The following is a 17589-nucleotide window of genomic DNA, read 5'->3' on the forward strand; positions in this document are numbered from 1 at the left end:
TAGAGGGTTAGTTAACGCTAACTTCTAGGGGCTTTTTTATTGCTCGTGCTACACAGGTGCTACAAACCTTTTTTTGTGTGAGCGTTGATGATTTTAGTTATATATGGTCTACCAGTATTTTGTCCGAAGCTATCTAAGTTCTTTTTGATATCACTAACGTTTAAGCCTTGATCGTAGAGTTCTAATATTTTTTGTACTTTAGATGCCCGTTGCTTCTTTAAAGCATTGATCTTCTCGATTTCAATCAGTAGATCTTCTGAAATATTGAGAGTGTTGATCAGCAGGTGATAGTGAGTGCATGAGTTCTTTTCATTATCTAGGTAGTCTTTCCCTTGTAGTATACTTATAAACTCATTCAGAGATTTAGTGTTCGGTATTGGAGCCTTAAATGTAGAGAACGTTTTAGGGTATTGGCTTGCTAATTCATTACAGACGTATTGATGACCATCCTTTATCCAGTCCATACTTGTCACAGATTCAACTTCCTCAAAATACTTATGACTTTTGCAGAAAATTTTTCCTGACTCAGGTACCGATGAGTTAAGGATAGCTTCTATTTCTTCTAAGTTGTTTGGTAAGTAATTACCTATTGACGTGTTTAAAAGGTCTTCAATATCTTTTAGCAAATCGGGAGTGATGTTGCCAATTAATGTTCCATGATATGAAATTGATTTTAGATTTTCATATGCTCGATTTTCACGACTATCTCGAATTAACTTTATGTGGTCTGCGTTAGTTTGTTTTATATGAGAATAAAGAACGTGACGTCTTTTGTTTTCAGAACTTAGACTACTAAATGCTTTTTCGCCAAGTATTTGAGCTGCATTTGCATCTTCATCATTGGATTTGTGTACATGACAATATTTCCGGCTTCGGCTAGTTTTATGTATTCTATCACTCTCATCACTCTCATCATGAATATCGAGCACATCTCGGAAACATAAGGGGCATATTTTAGAATGTCTAGTTGATCGTGTAATTATGATTGCATAGAGCTCAGCAATAAATGCAAGATTCCATTTGAATTGGTGAAAATGCTGAAAATAAACTGAGTGATCAATTAGAAAACACAAATTTCTTACTTTAGTTATATATAATTCAACGTAGTACCCATCAACTATAGACTTCCCTTTTTCATTAGTTTTAACAGGAATTTTTAGGTTGTCTTTTATTAGATTTTCAAAATTTAAAATATCATCTTTCAATAACTCTTTAATTATAACCTCTGAAACTTCTTCAAGGATTTTTATGATCGACCTTCTTCCGAATAAGTTGTTTGAAAATGATATGTCTTTTTTTTTAATTTCTAGAGCCAATTTGTTTTTAATGGCTAGAATTTCTCTTATTTCAACTTCTAAGTCCTCTAGTTTTTTTTTCGCTATTGAAGTTAATCTCGGCTCAAACTGGGCTTTCACCATCATTAGGTCACTAAGGAACTCTTCATGAAGTTTTCGATTTGGAATTAGTATATTTTCCATTATTTCACCTTTTTGTAACCACTTTTAGTTAGTGCGTGAGCACCATAGAAATAACATCGTTAGTCTATAAACGTCAATAAAGACAAAACATTAGGAGGTTTCATGCAACAAGATAAAGGTGAGTCAATACTAATCAATCGTGCACAAGCCGCACAGCTTTTAGGGGTAAGCTCTCAGACTTTGAGTGTTTGGGCGAGTACAGGTCGTTATAACCTTCGTTACGTTAAAGTTGGCAGTCGTGTGATGTATCGAATTACTGATTTAGAGGCTTTTCTTGAGAGTCGTACAGTATCAAATTCGGGAGAGTTGGTTAATGACTAAATTAACAGGTTTTCTATCAGACCCCAACGCACCTAACGATGCATTCAGTGTTTTATGGAAATCGGAGCTATCGCTTGAGTCTATTACAGAGTAGCTGATTTCAGTTAGAGAATTGATTTCTCAATTCCATTATTAAAAGTTTAACTAATTCAATTGTTTAAAGCGGATTTCATTGAAATCACGCTCAAGGAATTCTTATGTCTAAAAAAAGTGTAAACCGAGCAATCACTGTACGTTTTCCAACGTCAGATTATAACCGCATCGTGCACGATGCTGAACAAAAAAATGAGTCTGTCGCGGAGCACATTCGAACCATAATTTCAGCTAATGATGAACAGCTATCTCTAGACCAGCGGTTCGTAGATGTAGAGCGTCGAATCACGAACAGAATGTTTTCAATTGTCTGTGCTGTAGCCAATCTTAGTGATCATGAGCGTGAGATTGCTAGACAGCGCCTTAATGGAGGTAACTAATGATGAGAACTACACCAAATGAAAAGATACAAGACTGGTACTCTATTTTCTTGTTTTTTGGCATCGTCTTCATACTGCTATTTTGTGGCAGCATTTGGTTAACGTGGAATTGGCTAACTGGATGGGGCGATATCTCTGAATATTATAAATATTTTTTAAGTTTTTTTAAAAAGGTGGCTTTAGGTGGCTCTGGTTATGATTGGATTCAGTACTGGAATTGGTTAGAAAGAGAAAATTTAGTATTGCATTTCTATATTCATTTGGTAGTTCCATTATTATTTTCATTTCTGTTTTCCTACAAATTGACAAAGAAAATAGCTTGGGAAGAGGGTGGTCGTGACCTTAGTCGACATATTGAAGGCGGTCGACTTTATTCGGGAAAAAGGGCGATATCTATTGCTAAGAAAAAGGCGAAAAAGTCTCTTAAACAGGCAGGAAGAAAAAGCAGGGGTATTACTGTTTATCCAAAATCTGCACTCACAAAAAAAGAGGAACAGTCAAATATTTTAACTTTAGGTACTGCGGGTGGAGGAAAAACGACTTTCATACTTCCAATTATTGATCAAGTTATAAACAGAAATGACAAGGTTTTTATTTATGATGAAAAAAAGGAATTCACTACTTTTTTCTTGAATAAAAAAGCAATCTTAATCGCTCCTTGGGATGATCGGTCATTCATGTGGGATATCGAAAACGATGTTTTAAATGAACATGATGCTGAAATGATCGCTAGTAATTTGATTCCAGATAGTAATTCTCAAGACCCAATGTGGATTAAGGGCGCGCGGTTAATTTTTACTGGTATGTTGGTTAGTCTTTTGGAAGAAAAAGGTGTCTGGGGATGGTTTGATATTAAAAACCGTATTCAACTATCTCAGTCTGAAATGCTATCTTTATTGCAACGTCACTATCCAGTTGCTGCATCATTTGTCGTGGAAGGTTCTAAGACAACGCAAGGATTTTACGTCAATTTGATAGCAGAGCTTAGCTGGATTGAGACTCTGGCTGTTGCATGGGGAGATTCCGATAAACCAAAATTTTCTATTCGAGAATGGGTGAATAACAATCATAAAAAAGTACGAAATACGCTCATTGTACAGTCTGATCCTCGGTATAAAACGATTGGAGCACCATTGTGCAACGCGTTATTGTCGCTGATGACAAAGCATTTTCTATCTCAATCAATGAAAAATGTTCGGGATACTTGGTTGTTCATTGATGAAATGGCAAACCTTCCACCAAACCCGAGCATAAAAATGTGGCTTGAGTTAGCACGCGCTCGTGGAGGGCGTGCTGTTTTTGGAACTCAATCAATTTCTCAGATCAAAAATAATTATGGTGAGCATGATGCAGATACAATTTTAAACCTTTTCTCAATCGTTGTTGCTATGCGTATAGGTGGAGCGGGAGGAGACTCGGAATACGTCTCTAACGTTTTTGGTGATCGTATTGTTGAGCGGCCATCACAGGTCGGTAACGAAAAAACATGGCAGCGGTCTAGTGAACCTGTTGTTAGTGAACATGATCTCACACACATTGAAATGCCAACTAAAAAAGGAGTCATTGGTTACCTCATGGTTCCTAGTTGGGAGGGTGTATTCCGTTTGCAATGGCCTCTTTTCAAGAAAAAGCCTATTGCGGAGGAGCATGCCCCTGCCAAATGGTTAACTGAACGTCCTAAAAAAGAGAAAAAGTCTGAAAATAAATTGTTTGGAGGACGTTCATAGTGTTGACGATATCAGCTGTGCGGACTGTGTCTTATTACACTAATTTAGCTACGGAAGATTATTATCTTGGCGCTGGAGAGCCTCCAGGTCAATGGTACGGGCTAGGTTCTCGGAATTTAGGGTTGTATGGGAATACAGTTGAAAAAGCTGATATTGAAGCACTTATAAACGGAGGAGCGCCTTCGGGCGCTCCTCTTGTTCAGAATACATATTCAGATAAACGTCGGTTAGGGTGGGATTGTACGTTTAGCGCTCCAAAGTCCGTCTCTATTTTGTGGGCTAGAGCAGATGATAATTTGCGTTCAAAGATCCAAACAGCTCAATCTCAAGCCGCTAAAAGAGGAATTGATGCACTTGAGCGTTATGCTGCTTTTACGAGACGAGGAAAGGCTGGAGAGACTTTAGAGCGCACGGCTGGGTTAGTGGCTGCAACTTTTAATCACTGTACTTCTAGAGAGCAAGACCCGCAACTTCACACACATGCTGTTATATGTAATGTCGCGCCTCGCGCAGACGATAGCTGGGGAAGCTTGGAATCTCGAAAAATTTACCAGTGGCAAAAGGCAGCGGGTGCAATTTATAGAGCTGAATTAGCTGCTCAGATAAAGGAGCTAGGTTTTCAAGTTGAAAGAGATGAGGATTCGTTTCATTTGTCAGGCGTTGATAAGGAGCTATGTGAGCATTTCTCAAAAAGGTCAAAAACGATTCGAGAAGAGCTGAAAAAACAGGGAGTCGAAAGTAGTGCGAGCAAAGCGGGGGATTTAATAAAACTTGATACTAGAAAAGACAAAGGCCTAGTAGACCACCATGCTCTTCTGGAAGGCTGGCAAAATGAAATGGATCAACAGGGCTTTTCTAAAGAGCACTTAAACCAGATACGTTCACATGAACAAATTTGTTTAAATGAATTGAATGAAGATGGCTCTCTACTTTCGATTACTGATAAAAAGGCGACATTCAAACCTCAGGATTTGTTCTATCAAATTGCAATCGACTCGGTGGGTTCAGATATGAACGCGACTAGTGTAGAGAGTATTACTAAGCGTTTATTAAAAGACCCTGAGGTGGTCGAGCTTCCTACTGAATACGCATTTGACCCTAAATACACTACTGAATCGGTTCTTGTCTGTGAACGTATGATGGTTAAATCGGCAAAAACACTCGCAAGTAGAACAACTAAGCAAATACCTAATATTCAAATTGCAAGTGCGATTGCCTCCGCTGAGAATCAGCTTGGTTTTACATTTGACGACGAACAGCTAGAAGCAACTTACTCCATGCTATCAGCTGGTGATTTTTCAATTATCCAAGGCAGCGCAGGCGCGGGTAAAACAACGGCTATGTTGGCAGCAAATCATGCTTATCAAATTAAAGGATATCGGGTTTTGGGTGCGAGTATTGCTAAGCGCGCCGCAGATAACTTGCAGCAAGAGACGGGCATAGAGTCTGTCACTATTGCATCCTTGACCAGTAAGATAGTTGATGGTGCGAATCCACTATCCAATTTAGATGTGCTTGTGGTTGATGAAGCGGGACAGTTACCCAGTACAGATCTGCAAAAGCTTACTCACTGTGCGGAGCAGGCTAATTGTAAAATTGTTCTGACTGGAGAAGATAAACAATTAGATGCTATCAACCGTGGTGGTGCTCTTAAGTATCTATCCAAACCAGAAATAATCGGAACCACTCGAATAGAAACCATCAAAAGACAGCGGACTGAATGGGCGCGTCAGGTCGTCGCGGACTTACGTGATGGTCACATGGAAAAAGCGTTCAACACCTTGAATGATAAAGGTTGCTTGCACTTTGGGGAGGATCAAGAGACTGCAAAGAAAATGCTTGTCGAAGATTGGCATAACTTTCAAAAGACCCATCCAAACAAGAAGTCACTTGTTGTTGCTCAGAAATGGAGTGATGTCCAAGAGCTAAGCAAGCATATACGTGATATCCACATTTCAGAGGGGCGGGTAGGGCAGGAAAATATAGAGTTGGATTGCAGTGTTGCCGGGAAAACCTTCAAAACTGAGTTTTCTAAAGGTGATAGGATCAAGTTTTGTCGAAATGACTATCGAGATTTGAAGGTATCCAATGGTACATTAGGAACAATAAGTGGTATAAGAAAAACAGAAGGTCTTGAAACCGAGTTAACCGTGAAAGCTGATGATGGGCGTTTGTTGTCTTTCTTAGCGTCAGACTATGCCGATGAAAATGGGACTTACCTTTGTCATGCATACGCACTGACAGTCTATAGTTCACAAGGTGTGACAGTTGATGGAAATACGTTTGTATACGGAGATGCTGGGATGGATCGTGTTAATTCATATGTATCATTAAGCCGCCACAAAGATTTTTCAAATTTATATGTTACTCAAGATGAAGTTGATTTTTTGACTAGAGTATACGAACAAGAAAACATTATAGAAAGTAATCTTACATCTCGTCATCTTGGCACGGTTGTTCCCCGACAAAAGTCATCAGCTCTAGCAATTGAGGAACAGTTGAGTTGCTAAGAGGATAGGTGAAAGAGGTTTTGGATGTGGGATTTTTAGGATATGTCACAAGGCTTTATATTAGGGTAGCTATATTGAAACTGTGTTTTTTAGGGGACAATTCGCTATCTCTACTTATGTATTTAATTGTGCTTAAGGAGAAAAATATGGAATTTTTAACGAGCAGTATACTATCAGGGGTGCTCTATGATGGTTTTAGACGAGGCGCCTCGATATCATCTACTTTTTTGAAAGAGAAGCTTCAGGGTTGGATTCTAGATGATGTTCTATTGGAAGGCTTAACAACTAAAGTGAACGAGCTTAAATTGCAAGATTATGGTGAGCATGTCATTGAGCGTAAGTTAGATGAATCTGAGTCATTGCAAAAAATTTTAGAGCAGATCAAACCAGATCAAAATACAACAATTGGATCAGTGACTCAAAATCATAGCGGTTCTGGTGACAACATTGTCGGGAACAAAACTGTTTATCATAAATAGGTAGAATGTTTGATGGTGGAGCAGGATTATACTTTTATTGGTGACAATCTTGTCGGTGGGAACACTACGAATCAGAGCCATACCGGATCTGGTGACATTGTTGGCGGTGATAAATATGAATACATAGTTCGTGGTATCAAGTCGGGCGATCTTATGATGGTTGCCGCTACCATTATGCAGGATGTCTGCTATAGAGACCCAAATAAAGCTCACGAAAAGTTGAATGTTCTGAATGGAATCGGGGCTTTAGAAGTCGAAGTACAATTGTTGCTTAAAGCTTTAAAGATTAAAGTCGAGCTTGAAAATAGATCTGATTTACCATCAAAGAGTGATCTCTTAACATTGTTGAAGAGTGATGGTCTTCCTAACAATATTTGTGATGTAGTTACTTCTATCTTAATTGATCTGGAGTCAAGGTCCTCAGTGGATTTAGCTAGAAAAAGATATGCCGATTTATCTTTTGAAGGCGTATATTGTAAAGAAATTTTCTATGAATTTTTAGCATCTGAGGAAGAGCTAAAAGATAACTACCAAAATGCTAAAGTCTACAATCTGTCTGAGCAAGAGTTGACGGGGTTGGTTCGTGGTGCATTAAGGGTTAACAATTTTGAGTTTGCCTTTGAGATTGCTCAGTGTCTACATGAATATTTTTGTTCAAGTAACTCGACAGCCCTTTTGTTATATGTGGAAACTTGCTCATTGTGTAGTTCCAATCAGCAATTGCACTATATTTCGTTCAATAATAAAAAGAAAAGTGATGTAGATAGACTAACTAACCAGCTTATAAGTGATATCTCCGATAAGAAAGATTCTAGGCATATTGCTGCCCTAGCGAATTTGCTTAACCTTACGAACTTCTCTGATAAACGATTATTTGATCTTGGAACATCATATCTTGATTCAATTAAGAAAATCACCCCAGAGTGCTCAGAAAGGATTGAGCTGCTTGCTGGAGGGACCGTTGGTTCAAAGGGAAAAATTGATTTAGCTAATAGTTTTCTGAATTTGGAGCAATTCGAATCCCTTGACATTGCTCTAAATAATAATGAAATTAAGGTTAGTGACCTGCGACGTTGGCTTGAGCACGGAGGAGAAGTTCGTACAGATAATGATTATATGAGCTCTTTTGGTAATTTATATCTGAATGCTTGGGGATGCTCACTTGATAATGATGAAATACAAAGACTAAATAGAAAAGCGGATGACTTTTTAGACTTATATGAGGAAAAAATTCTTCAATTTAATCCTCATATTATTGTTCGACTATGTATAAAGTTTATCGACCTGAAGCTACCTCTGCAGGCTGTTAAGTATTTGGAGCCATTTGTATCTAATGAAGTATGGGTGTCTCCAGTCTTATATTGCTATCTTGATGCTTTATTTGCTAGTGAGAAGTTTGACTTGCTCTTGTCTAAAGTAAGTCATTTAAGTCCTGCGGATAAAACGCCAGATATTTATTTAAGAGAGGCCCGAGTATATGAACGCCTAAGTGACTATCCCTCTTCCATTGCATCTACAAGGGCTTCAATTGAAATCGAGCCAGATATACCGTATGCGTGGCAACTGTTGTTACATGTCTCCCGAGAAAATGGAGCTAACCAAGAGCAATTAGAGGATATCGTACGTGAAATACCAGCGGTGATTTTCTCAAGCTATGATGACTCCTCGGTACCGTTAGTTGGTGAAATAGCAACTTATGTAGACGTTAATTTTGCAGATAAAGTGCTTGTTGATTGGTTCGCTCAAAGTCCTGATAAATCGGCTACAGCCCTAACGCAAATTCATTTTAATTCTTTAGACAATAATCCTGATGCTACTGTCAATCCTTACAAGCCACTATATTGTTGTGATGGAGTTAGATACAGCGATGGATTTGAGACCTTCTCCCGATTGCTTGTTCGTGATGTCGCTGCAGATCATCCCATATTACTAGATATAGAATCGCCTCTAGGGAAAAAACTGAGTGTTATGCAAGTGGGGGAAACGTTAGATAATCTTAAGCTGCTTGAACGTCTATCTCCATTTGTTGCGGCTTTTAGACATGCCGCAGATATTCGGCATAAAGGGAATGATGGAACAGATGTTTTTAAGATGTTTACTCTTCCTAGTAACGAAAAGGATTTTTTTCCTTATTTTGAAAAGATATTGAGGTACTTTTCTCCAGAAGAAAGCAGGTCGAATGAAGCTTTGAATAACCCTAATCTGTCTTTGATGATGCGAGCTCATTATACGGATAGAGGAAACCCGCTTCGAGGAGCCATAGTAAACCTTCATTCAAATGACGCGACTCAAAATATGAAGCTGTTCAATAAAGGTGAAGAGCATTTTGAGAGAGTTATTGTTGATGTATATACGGCTGTATATTTATCTATGATGGGCTTTATTCCGAGTGTAATTGACCTAAATTGTGAAATAGTATTATGTCGAAATACAAAGAGAGCTCTAGAAAAATGGCTTGAAGATATTTCAAAAGATGACTTCATGCTTATGGGCGTGTCAGAGCAAGGTCTACATAAAACTACATCAGATAGTTTTCAAAAAGAATTTCACTTCCTTATCGAGGGTATTAAAAGTCTACTTGAGATTTCGAAAGTGGAGTCATTAAAACCTTCGGATACCCCAGAGTTCTTAATCAAAATTAGAGATGTCGTAGATGAAACTGTATTTTCTACTTTTCAACTTTCATTTGCTAATGAGATACCATTGCTTTGTATAGACCATTTAATGGCTGAGTTGGTTTATGAATCTGGACTAAGTGTTGTCAATATGACCTCAATTGTCCAGAGTTCTATTAATTCGCTATCACTGAAAGATAGAAAAAAAAGTATCGAATGTAACTTATATCTAGGGACGCCGTGCGCTATTTTTTACAATGACATTATAACGCTTAGTCGCTCATCAGAGCTTGATGACACTCACTTGGTGTCTAAATTTTTAGATAAGTATAGTGATCAAATTATTCAAACTGGTTCCCCGCTAGAGTTTTTAGCTCGTATCGCAAAAAATGTAGTAGTTGTAGATTTTCTTGATGGAGAGATTTTACAAGGAGGGGCAACTAACCCAAAATATTATGGTCATGGAGTGCAGGTTTTTAACTCATGCTGTCGTTTAGCGATGAATACTCATATTGGCCACACATCAGAACAAAGATTGGCGGTACTCATTTACGGTATCATCTACTTATCAAATTCGTCTCAGGAACTATTCAAACTTATTTCACATTTAGCCAACGAGTTTGCAAAGGGTCATTTTTTAGATATTGAAGCTTGCTATCGAGAGCTACAGTCCTGCTTTGATAGTGGGGGCGGTTAAAGTACATACTGGGAAGTGCAGTGTTTACCAAAACATCAGATCGAAACAATTGCACTAATTATGTTGTCTATATTTGAGGAATGCTATGACGATGCCAAGACCTGTTCGCTTGTTTCATATAACGGCAATCGATAATTTAGATATGATATGTCAGCAAGGTGCCTTGTTTAGTAAAACCAGAAGTCAGCAGCTTGGTTTGCATTATCATAATATTGCTCATGGCGGAGCGCAAGGAGCGAGAGCGGTAAAGTCTGTGACTAACCCTCCTGGTGGTTTGGTGCATGAGTTTGTGCCTTTTTATTTTGCCCCTCGTTCACCGATGCTTTCTGCTATTCACAATGGTAGGGTTCAAAATTGTCAGTATGATCAAACGGATATCATCTATTTTGAAACAACGATTGAAATAGCCCGTCAAAACGGGCTACAAGAGTTCGTTTTTTATGATCGAAACGCTACATTAAATTACAGCCAATGTTTTACAGATTTAAACTTATTAAGGGGCTCTGTCGATTGGGCAACGATGACGGCTTATCCTCAATTAGATGGGTTTTGTAAGTTCTTTTTTGATAGCCCAAGTGATGAGCGCTACGTAGACAGAATGGAAAAGCGCCAAGCGGAGTTCTTAATCAAAGAGCGAGTGCCATTAACTTGGATGATTCGAATTGGTGTAATAAATGAAGTTAGAGCGCAAGAGGTCAATGCCATTTTAGCTCGTAACAATGTAAACTTAACAGTAGATGTAATGACTGACTGGTACTTTCTGGGGCAATGATATGACGATAATCTCAACTAAAGGTGATTTGCTAAAGCAGCAAGACGTTGATGCGATTGTGAATACTGTCAATTGCGTAGGTGTAATGGGCAAAGGTATCGCATTGCAGTTTAAGAAAAAGTGGCCTGATAATTTCAAATCCTATGCTGCAGCCTGCAAAAACAAAGAAGTAAAGCTAGGTCAAATGTTTACTTTTGAGCTAGGGGCTCTTGCTACACCTCGTTACATTGTGAACTTCCCAACAAAGGATCATTGGCGCAGTGCCTCTAAGATAGAAGATATTGAGTCTGGCTTACAAAGCTTGGTTCAGCATATACAAAAATTCGATATTCGCTCTATTGCTATTCCTCCTTTAGGTTGTGGCTTAGGCGGCTTACCTTGGGTTGATGTGAAAGCATTAATTGTAAAGTACTTAGGTGAGTTAGATAATTTAGAAATTCGACTATTTGAACCTAATGATGAGATCAAAGCGTCTGATATTGAAATAAACACTACAAAACCAAAGATGACAGCAGGAAGAGCGGCTATTCTCGCTCTGTTAGAAAGCTACCGCTCAGTTAACTTTGGCTTATCTAAAATTGAAGTTCAGAAACTGGCTTATTTTTTACAAGAAGCGGGTGAAAGTATGAGGCTTCAATTCACCAAAGATGCATACGGGCCTTATGCCGACGCTTTAAGACATGCACTGAATACAATGGATGGTCATTATATTCAAGGTGTTGGTGACGGTGTTGTTGAGTCTGAGATAAGACCGATAACTTCGGCATTAAAAGATGCAAAGCAATTTATAGCCGACTCAAACGAAGGTATTCATTCAAGAATTCAACGAGTCAGTGAACTTATTGATGGCTATCAATCTCCCTATGGGGTTGAGCTTTTAGCTACAGTTCATTGGGTTGCTAAAAATGAGGGAGCCTCTAATCCCACTGAAGCTCATCAAGCGATCCAAGTTTGGAATGATCGTAAAAAAGCATTAATGACGCCACAGCATATAGAAGCTGCATGGGGTCGACTTAAACAAAATGGATGGATCCAGTAGTTTTTATGGCGATATATCAAGTAACAGATAACGAAATTAAATCAATTTCACGCACTACTTTTTCTCAATCAGGATTAAAAGAACGTGAAGACCTTCAGCGTTTGCTAAAACATCAAATCGAAATTATTTCACCAGACACCCTAGTTGTTGCAGAAGAGTTTGGTGAATGGGATGAAAGTCGTAGACGTATTGATTTATTAGGTATTGATAAGAAAGCTAATATCGTTGTTATCGAATTAAAGCGTACCGAAGATGGTGGCCATATGGAACTTCAAGCAGTTCGATATGCAGCTATGGTTTCAACGCTTACGTTTGATCGTTTAGTTGATATATATGCTGATTATCTAAAAGCAAACAGTCTTGAATTAGATGCTGAAGCATCACTATTGGACTTCTTAGGTTGGAGCAAAAAAGACGAAGATGAATTCGGGCAAGAAGTTAAGATAGTCTTAGCGTCTGCTGAATTCTCTCGAGAGTTAACAACAACCGTTATGTGGCTCAATGATTACGGTTTATCTATTCGCTGCGTGCGTATGCACCCATATATAAGTGATGGGAAAATTCTATTAGATATACAGTCCGTAATACCTATTCCTGAAATCGAAGATTACCAAGTTAAGATTCGCGAGAAACGCCAAAAAGAAAGAGCTTCACGTTCTAGTAGTAGGGATACGAGCCGTTATTCTATTTACTTTAATGGTGAGCAAGTTTATGCCCATATCCAGAAATCAGATATTGGTTACTGCACAGTACAGTTGCTTGACGAGAAAGGCTTGATTGATCATGGCGTATTTGAGTTTTTGAGAGCTGATAATACCTGTGCATTTCAGTTAATTAAATTAGAGTCGGAAGTAACTGAAACCAATAAAAAGTATAACAAGTATCGTGTTTCTCGTGATCCAGAGCTGATTTATGATGGCGAAGAGTATTACGTTGCACGTAACTGGGGTAAGGAGAGTGCCCAAGCCTTCACAGTTAAAATAAGTAATCGGTTTCCTTTAGTTTCTTATGAAATGCATGCTGAGTAGTACTAGTATTTTAAAATAGATAATGGCTGATTTGTTTTACTTGCTAAGCAATTTATTTTCTATCATTTCGCATGAAGGCTTTAATTCTTCAGCTGTTAATATAGTATATCCTGCAGTTACATCATTCCGTCCTGTTTTGTGGTTTAGTAAGCGTTTAATCGTATAGGTGCCGACTCGTAAGAGCTCTGCTGTGCTTGTGAAAGTTCTCCTAAGGTCGTGAAGTGTAAAGCTAACCTCTGTTGTATCTATAATTTTCTGTATTGCTTTCTTAGGTTCTCTAACATATCCATAGTCGTTATCCGCTTGAAAAACATACTCATTGTTGGTCATTGTTTTTCGTCTCTCAAAAATAGAATGTAAGTGACCTGCCATTGGCAATTCTAAAGTATCACCATTTTTGGTTTCTAAAATTCGGAAAGTTCGTTCTTCAAGGTTTATCTGTTCCCATTTCAAGTTCAGCAACTCAGACTTTCTTAATCCTGTGAATAGGGCTATTTCAACAAAGTCACAGACCGCAAACAAAAATGTGTCTGCGGTTTCACGAATCGTATTTAAGCCGCTCAATAATTTAGGGATTTCAGATCGAGTCAGACGTGTTTGCTTTCGTGGTACGTGATTCCATTGTCTTTTATGGCTTAGTATCTGAACGGGATTATAGAGAAAGATTGGTTTGTCTTGGGCGTTTTTATATTCGAATTGAGCAAAGTTGTACAAAGCTCTGAGTACTCTCATGCAATAGTCGGCTTGCGCTCGACTAGTGCATGAGAGACTCGCGTGTTTTTCTTTGATCATACTCTCTGTAATGTCTGCAAAAGCCGATTTATGCCAGTCAGCAAGATAGGATCGCATTATTTGGTTATAGCCGCGTAGGCTCGACTCAGACAGCTCTTTTTGTGATATGTAGTCATCATAAACTTCTATTAATGTGATTTTTGACTTGGCATCGGCTTTTGCTTGTTCATTTGGGTTGATGCCATGTGCAAGCTTGGATAATTCCTCTAGTGCTTTTTTTCGAGCGTTCTCAATAGTTAAAGAAGGGAATTGGCCTAATGTAATATTTACAGGAGAGGTTTGTCCTTTGAGGCGTTTATAGACACGAAATGATTTTCTACCAGAAGGAAGCACCTCTATCACTAGACCATCGACCTTAGCGTCTTGGATACGCTGTCTTTTATCTGACGGTTCTATGGCGAAAATGATCTCTTTAGTGAACTTGATTTTCATACAGTACCTAAATTACGTGCTACAAATGTGCTACATAATCTATCAATATAGGTATAGTTAAGTAAAGCTTAATAAAACCGATTTAAATTTAAGCTTTTGATTTATATAAATAAATATATTTTTATCAATCTGTGTAAAGCTCTATCAATCAATAGGAATTAAAACTCATAATCGGCAGGTCCCCAGTTCAAGTCTGGGCAGGCCCACCATATAAGATAAGCCTTAGTAAGTTAGTACTTACTAAGGCTTTTTTATTGTCTTAATTTTAGACTTTTCCTCATACGCGTTTTTATTAATAGCCATTTCTTATGACATAGTGGTCAATGTCAGATAAAGCATTGTTTCTTCTTCTCACGCTGATTTCTTGCAGTCATCATCATTTTTAGTGGCAATGCTTCCAGTCGGTTCCACCTTTTTAGAGCATCCCTGAGTTTTTGTAGGGCGAATTAAAGTGTTTTTTCATCTAAAAAGTAAAGATATGATGCGAAACAATTAAGCTCGATCATTTATTAGGTATAATGCATATAAATTTTTGGTGCATGATGTGTTTGAATGGCAACCACTGTAAATACAAAAGCCGCTACGATCGCTAAAGTCTGCTTATTTTCCATCTTAATGCTTACTTTCGGGCCATTTATCGGTCAAATAAAAACGCCTGCAATGTCGCCGTTACTGATGCATGACATGTCGAACATGGTGATAACGCAGTTCATACAGCAAGATCGTATGACGGCTTCTGATGAGCATCATGATCATCACGAACGCAGTGCCGGTATGGCAATGGACCATTCTGTCATGGATCCAGACGCTTGGGATGAGCAGTGTGGTTATTGTTCACTAAGTCATAATTTTCCATTTATTCATAACACAGTTTCTCTCGCACTTGGCGTGAGTCCTTTACCTTTTTCAGCATTCGTTGAGTGGATTCGCTCAGCTTTTAATGTCGACTCTCTTTTTTTATTGGCGCTTAAGCGAGCTCCACCTATTTCTCATGAATGATTAATCACTCCTTAAAAATCTTAATTCATGTAGAGAAATTATTATGTCTAAAAAAACATATGGTGCTGTTTCGCGCTCAAAACCCCAATCTTCTAATTATTTACTTACCCCAGTGGCTGTGTCTGTCGTTTTATTCAGTCAAGCGTTGTACAGCAGTGTTGCGCAAGCAGACAACGCAGACACTCGCGTATACAAAACCAACGCCATTGTTATTTCTGCTCCAGCATTGGATGAGCCAAACCGAACCAATATAAATTTGAGTGAAACCGCAGCGATTGACTCTGCGACTGATGGCGCGGCGGCACTCAAGCAAATCCCCGGTTTTTCTGCTGTTGGTAACGGTGGAGTAAACGGTGATCCTACGTTTAGAGGTATGTTTGGTTCACGCTTGGTGATCTTGACGGACGGGGCACAAATGCTTGGCGCTTGCCCAAACCGAATGGATAATCCAACGTCTTATATTAATCCAACGGCATACGATGAAGTAGAAATTATTAAAGGACCACAAACTGTACTCTGGGGACCTGGTAATTCAGCCGCGACAGTGCGTTTTGAGCGTAAAGATGAAGACTTTTCTGAGAAAAGCTCACGTTTTGAGGCCAGTGCTATGGTAGGAAGTAATAATCGATTTGATCGTAGCATAGAAGGGGCGGTTGGTAATTCAAAAGGTTATGTTCGCTTGGAAGCTAATAAAGGTGAGTCGGATGATTACGAAGATGGCAATGGAGATAACGTTGAGTCTTCATGGGAAAAGTGGAACACCAGTGTTGCGTTCGGCTTAACACCGGATGAAGACACTTTGTTGGAGCTTGAACTTGGTCGTGGTGACGGTTTTGCCGAATACGCTGGTCGTATGATGGATGGTACTCAATTCTTGAGAGAAACTGTTGCGTTGCGTTTCGAGAAAGACAATATCTCGGAAAACTGGAGTAAAATAGAAGCTCAGCTTAACTATGGTTACGCTGACCATATTATGGATAACACAACATTCCGCGATGGCTCTATGGTTTCGCAAGTTGATCGTCGTACCACGAGTGGCCGTATTGCTTCCACTTGGGATTGGGATGTCAAAAGCTTAGTAACGGGAGTGGATTTAAGACAAGAAACTCATCGAAATAAAGGCATTGAAGATTATTCTTTAAAGCAAGCAGGCATTTTTTCTGAATTAACGTTTTTTTTAGAAAACGACGATCGTATTGTTTCTGGATTGCGTCTTGATCGCTATAGTGTGACCGATGAGTCAACCATTAACCGCAGCTCTGGCGACACGAGAACGGGTACGCTCATAAGTGGTTTCACTCGACTAGAAAAAGATTTTAGCACTATGCCAGCGACTAGCTATGTTGGCTTGGGCTACACGGAGCGCTTCCCAGACTATTGGGAAATGAAGCCAGGATTGAGCACGATTGATTCCGGAACGGCGTTTAACGATGTTGATCATGAAAAGACCTTGCAGCTGGATGTGGGCTTGAATTATAAGCGTGATGACCTTAGCTGGTGGGTGTCTGGTTACGCGGGGATTGTGAAAGATTATATTATCTTTGGTTATACCTCTACTAAGATGATGATGGGAACAAAAATCACGGGTAGAGCAAGTAACCGTGATGCTCATATTGCTGGTACAGAGACTGGTGCTCGTTATCAAGTGACTGAAAACGTGAGTACTAATGCGTCTATAGCCTACGCGTGGGGGCGGGATTTGGATAACAATGCTCCGCTTCCTCAGATATCGCCATTTGAAGCAAAACTTGGTTTGACCCATGAAAAAGAAGCATGGACCAGTAATGTTGTATTAAGAATGGTGGCGGCTCAAAACCGTGTCTCTGAAAACATGGGCAATGCGGTTGGGTATGACTTTGGAGAGTCGGCAGGCTTTACCACTATGGATATAAATACGGAATTTCGCCTTAGTGAGCAGATTAAACTGCGTGCTGGTGTCGATAACGTGACTGACAAAGCGTATGCCGAGCACTTGAATAAAGCCGGAAATACCGGGCTTGGCTATGCCGCTGGAGAAGCGTTCAATCAAGCGGGTCGTATTATTTGGGCAGGTGTGAACGTTAAATTCTAATCCAGTACGGGTAATATTGTGTACTAGGTATTAAAGCCTCAGTTGAAAAGCTGGCAAACGATCGAAGTGCCAGCTTTTTTGCACAAGCCATAAAACGCTATTGATCAGGTAAACTCATAATTTTTTGTACTGGTATCCTGTCTTTGTGCTGTAAGA

The 17589-nt window shown here is 39.1% G+C and carries 13 protein-coding genes; 11 read left to right on the top strand and 2 right to left on the bottom strand.

What is annotated here, in order from left to right; genetic code table 11:
* Nucleotides 1-59 precede the first annotated feature (59 nt).
* Entirely contained in the window at nucleotides 60-1478 is a 1419-nt protein-coding gene (locus EBI00_RS00780) for a hypothetical protein (RefSeq protein WP_123094030.1), read from the bottom strand.
* A 102-nt stretch (nucleotides 1479-1580) separates the two neighbouring features.
* Here EBI00_RS00780 and EBI00_RS00785 point away from each other — a divergent pair, with 102 nt between their 5' ends.
* From EBI00_RS00785 to EBI00_RS00825, 9 genes are all read left to right on the top strand, one after another.
* Entirely contained in the window at nucleotides 1581-1799 is a 219-nt protein-coding gene (locus EBI00_RS00785) for a helix-turn-helix domain-containing protein (RefSeq protein WP_123094031.1), read from the top strand.
* Nucleotides 1800-1996: 197 nt separating this feature from the next.
* Nucleotides 1997-2272, top strand: coding sequence for a hypothetical protein (locus EBI00_RS00790; RefSeq protein WP_123094032.1), 276 nt, complete (start codon nucleotides 1997-1999; stop codon nucleotides 2270-2272).
* Nucleotides 2272-3999 (top strand): type IV secretion system DNA-binding domain-containing protein, encoded by a 1728-nt coding sequence (locus EBI00_RS00795; RefSeq protein ID WP_123094033.1) that lies wholly within the window; start codon nucleotides 2272-2274, stop codon nucleotides 3997-3999. The genes EBI00_RS00790 and EBI00_RS00795 overlap by 1 nt, the downstream gene beginning before the upstream one ends.
* Nucleotides 4000-4016: 17 nt before the next feature.
* On the top strand, nucleotides 4017-6509 hold the full coding sequence (mobF, locus tag EBI00_RS00800) for a MobF family relaxase (protein ID WP_277749183.1): 2493 nt from the start codon (nucleotides 4017-4019) through the stop codon (nucleotides 6507-6509).
* A gap of 146 nt (nucleotides 6510-6655) precedes the next feature.
* Nucleotides 6656-6988: a GapS6a family protein gene (gene gapS6a / locus EBI00_RS00805; RefSeq protein WP_123094035.1), complete on the top strand. Its 333-nt coding sequence runs from the start codon at nucleotides 6656-6658 to the stop codon at nucleotides 6986-6988.
* 12 nt (nucleotides 6989-7000) lie between these two features.
* Nucleotides 7001-10300 carry a GapS6b family protein gene (gene gapS6b, locus EBI00_RS00810; RefSeq protein ID WP_123094036.1) on the top strand — a complete coding sequence of 1100 codons (3300 nt, stop codon included), beginning with the start codon at nucleotides 7001-7003 and terminating at the stop codon, nucleotides 10298-10300.
* Between the two features lie 85 nt (nucleotides 10301-10385).
* Complete coding sequence (gene darT / locus EBI00_RS00815) at nucleotides 10386-11072, top strand: type II toxin-antitoxin system toxin DNA ADP-ribosyl transferase DarT (protein ID WP_123094037.1); 687 nt, start codon at nucleotides 10386-10388, stop codon at nucleotides 11070-11072.
* Between the two features lies 1 nt (nucleotide 11073).
* Nucleotides 11074-12111: a type II toxin-antitoxin system antitoxin DNA ADP-ribosyl glycohydrolase DarG gene (darG, locus tag EBI00_RS00820; protein ID WP_123094038.1), complete on the top strand. Its 1038-nt coding sequence runs from the start codon at nucleotides 11074-11076 to the stop codon at nucleotides 12109-12111.
* A complete protein-coding gene (locus EBI00_RS00825) occupies nucleotides 12099-13139 on the top strand; it encodes a PDDEXK family nuclease (protein ID WP_206612534.1) in 1041 nt (346 codons plus the stop codon). Before darG ends, EBI00_RS00825 begins: the two co-directional genes overlap by 13 nt.
* Before the next feature lie 36 nt (nucleotides 13140-13175).
* On the opposite strand, the gene EBI00_RS00830 is transcribed toward EBI00_RS00825, so the two are convergent.
* Entirely contained in the window at nucleotides 13176-14363 is a 1188-nt protein-coding gene (locus tag EBI00_RS00830) for a tyrosine-type recombinase/integrase (RefSeq protein WP_123094040.1), read from the bottom strand.
* 552 nt (nucleotides 14364-14915) lie between these two features.
* Here EBI00_RS00830 and EBI00_RS00835 point away from each other — a divergent pair.
* Together EBI00_RS00835 and EBI00_RS00840 are read left to right on the top strand one after the other, a co-directional pair.
* Nucleotides 14916-15362, top strand: a complete 447-nt coding sequence (locus EBI00_RS00835) for a DUF2946 domain-containing protein (protein ID WP_123094041.1) — start codon at nucleotides 14916-14918, stop codon at nucleotides 15360-15362.
* Between the two features lie 43 nt (nucleotides 15363-15405).
* A complete protein-coding gene (locus tag EBI00_RS00840; RefSeq protein WP_123094042.1) occupies nucleotides 15406-17433 on the top strand; it encodes a TonB-dependent copper receptor in 2028 nt (675 codons plus the stop codon).
* Nucleotides 17434-17589: the final 156 nt, after the last annotated feature.

It is taken from the genome of Marinomonas hwangdonensis, from assembly GCF_003721245.1.
Taxonomy (GTDB): domain Bacteria; phylum Pseudomonadota; class Gammaproteobacteria; order Pseudomonadales; family Marinomonadaceae; genus Marinomonas; species Marinomonas hwangdonensis.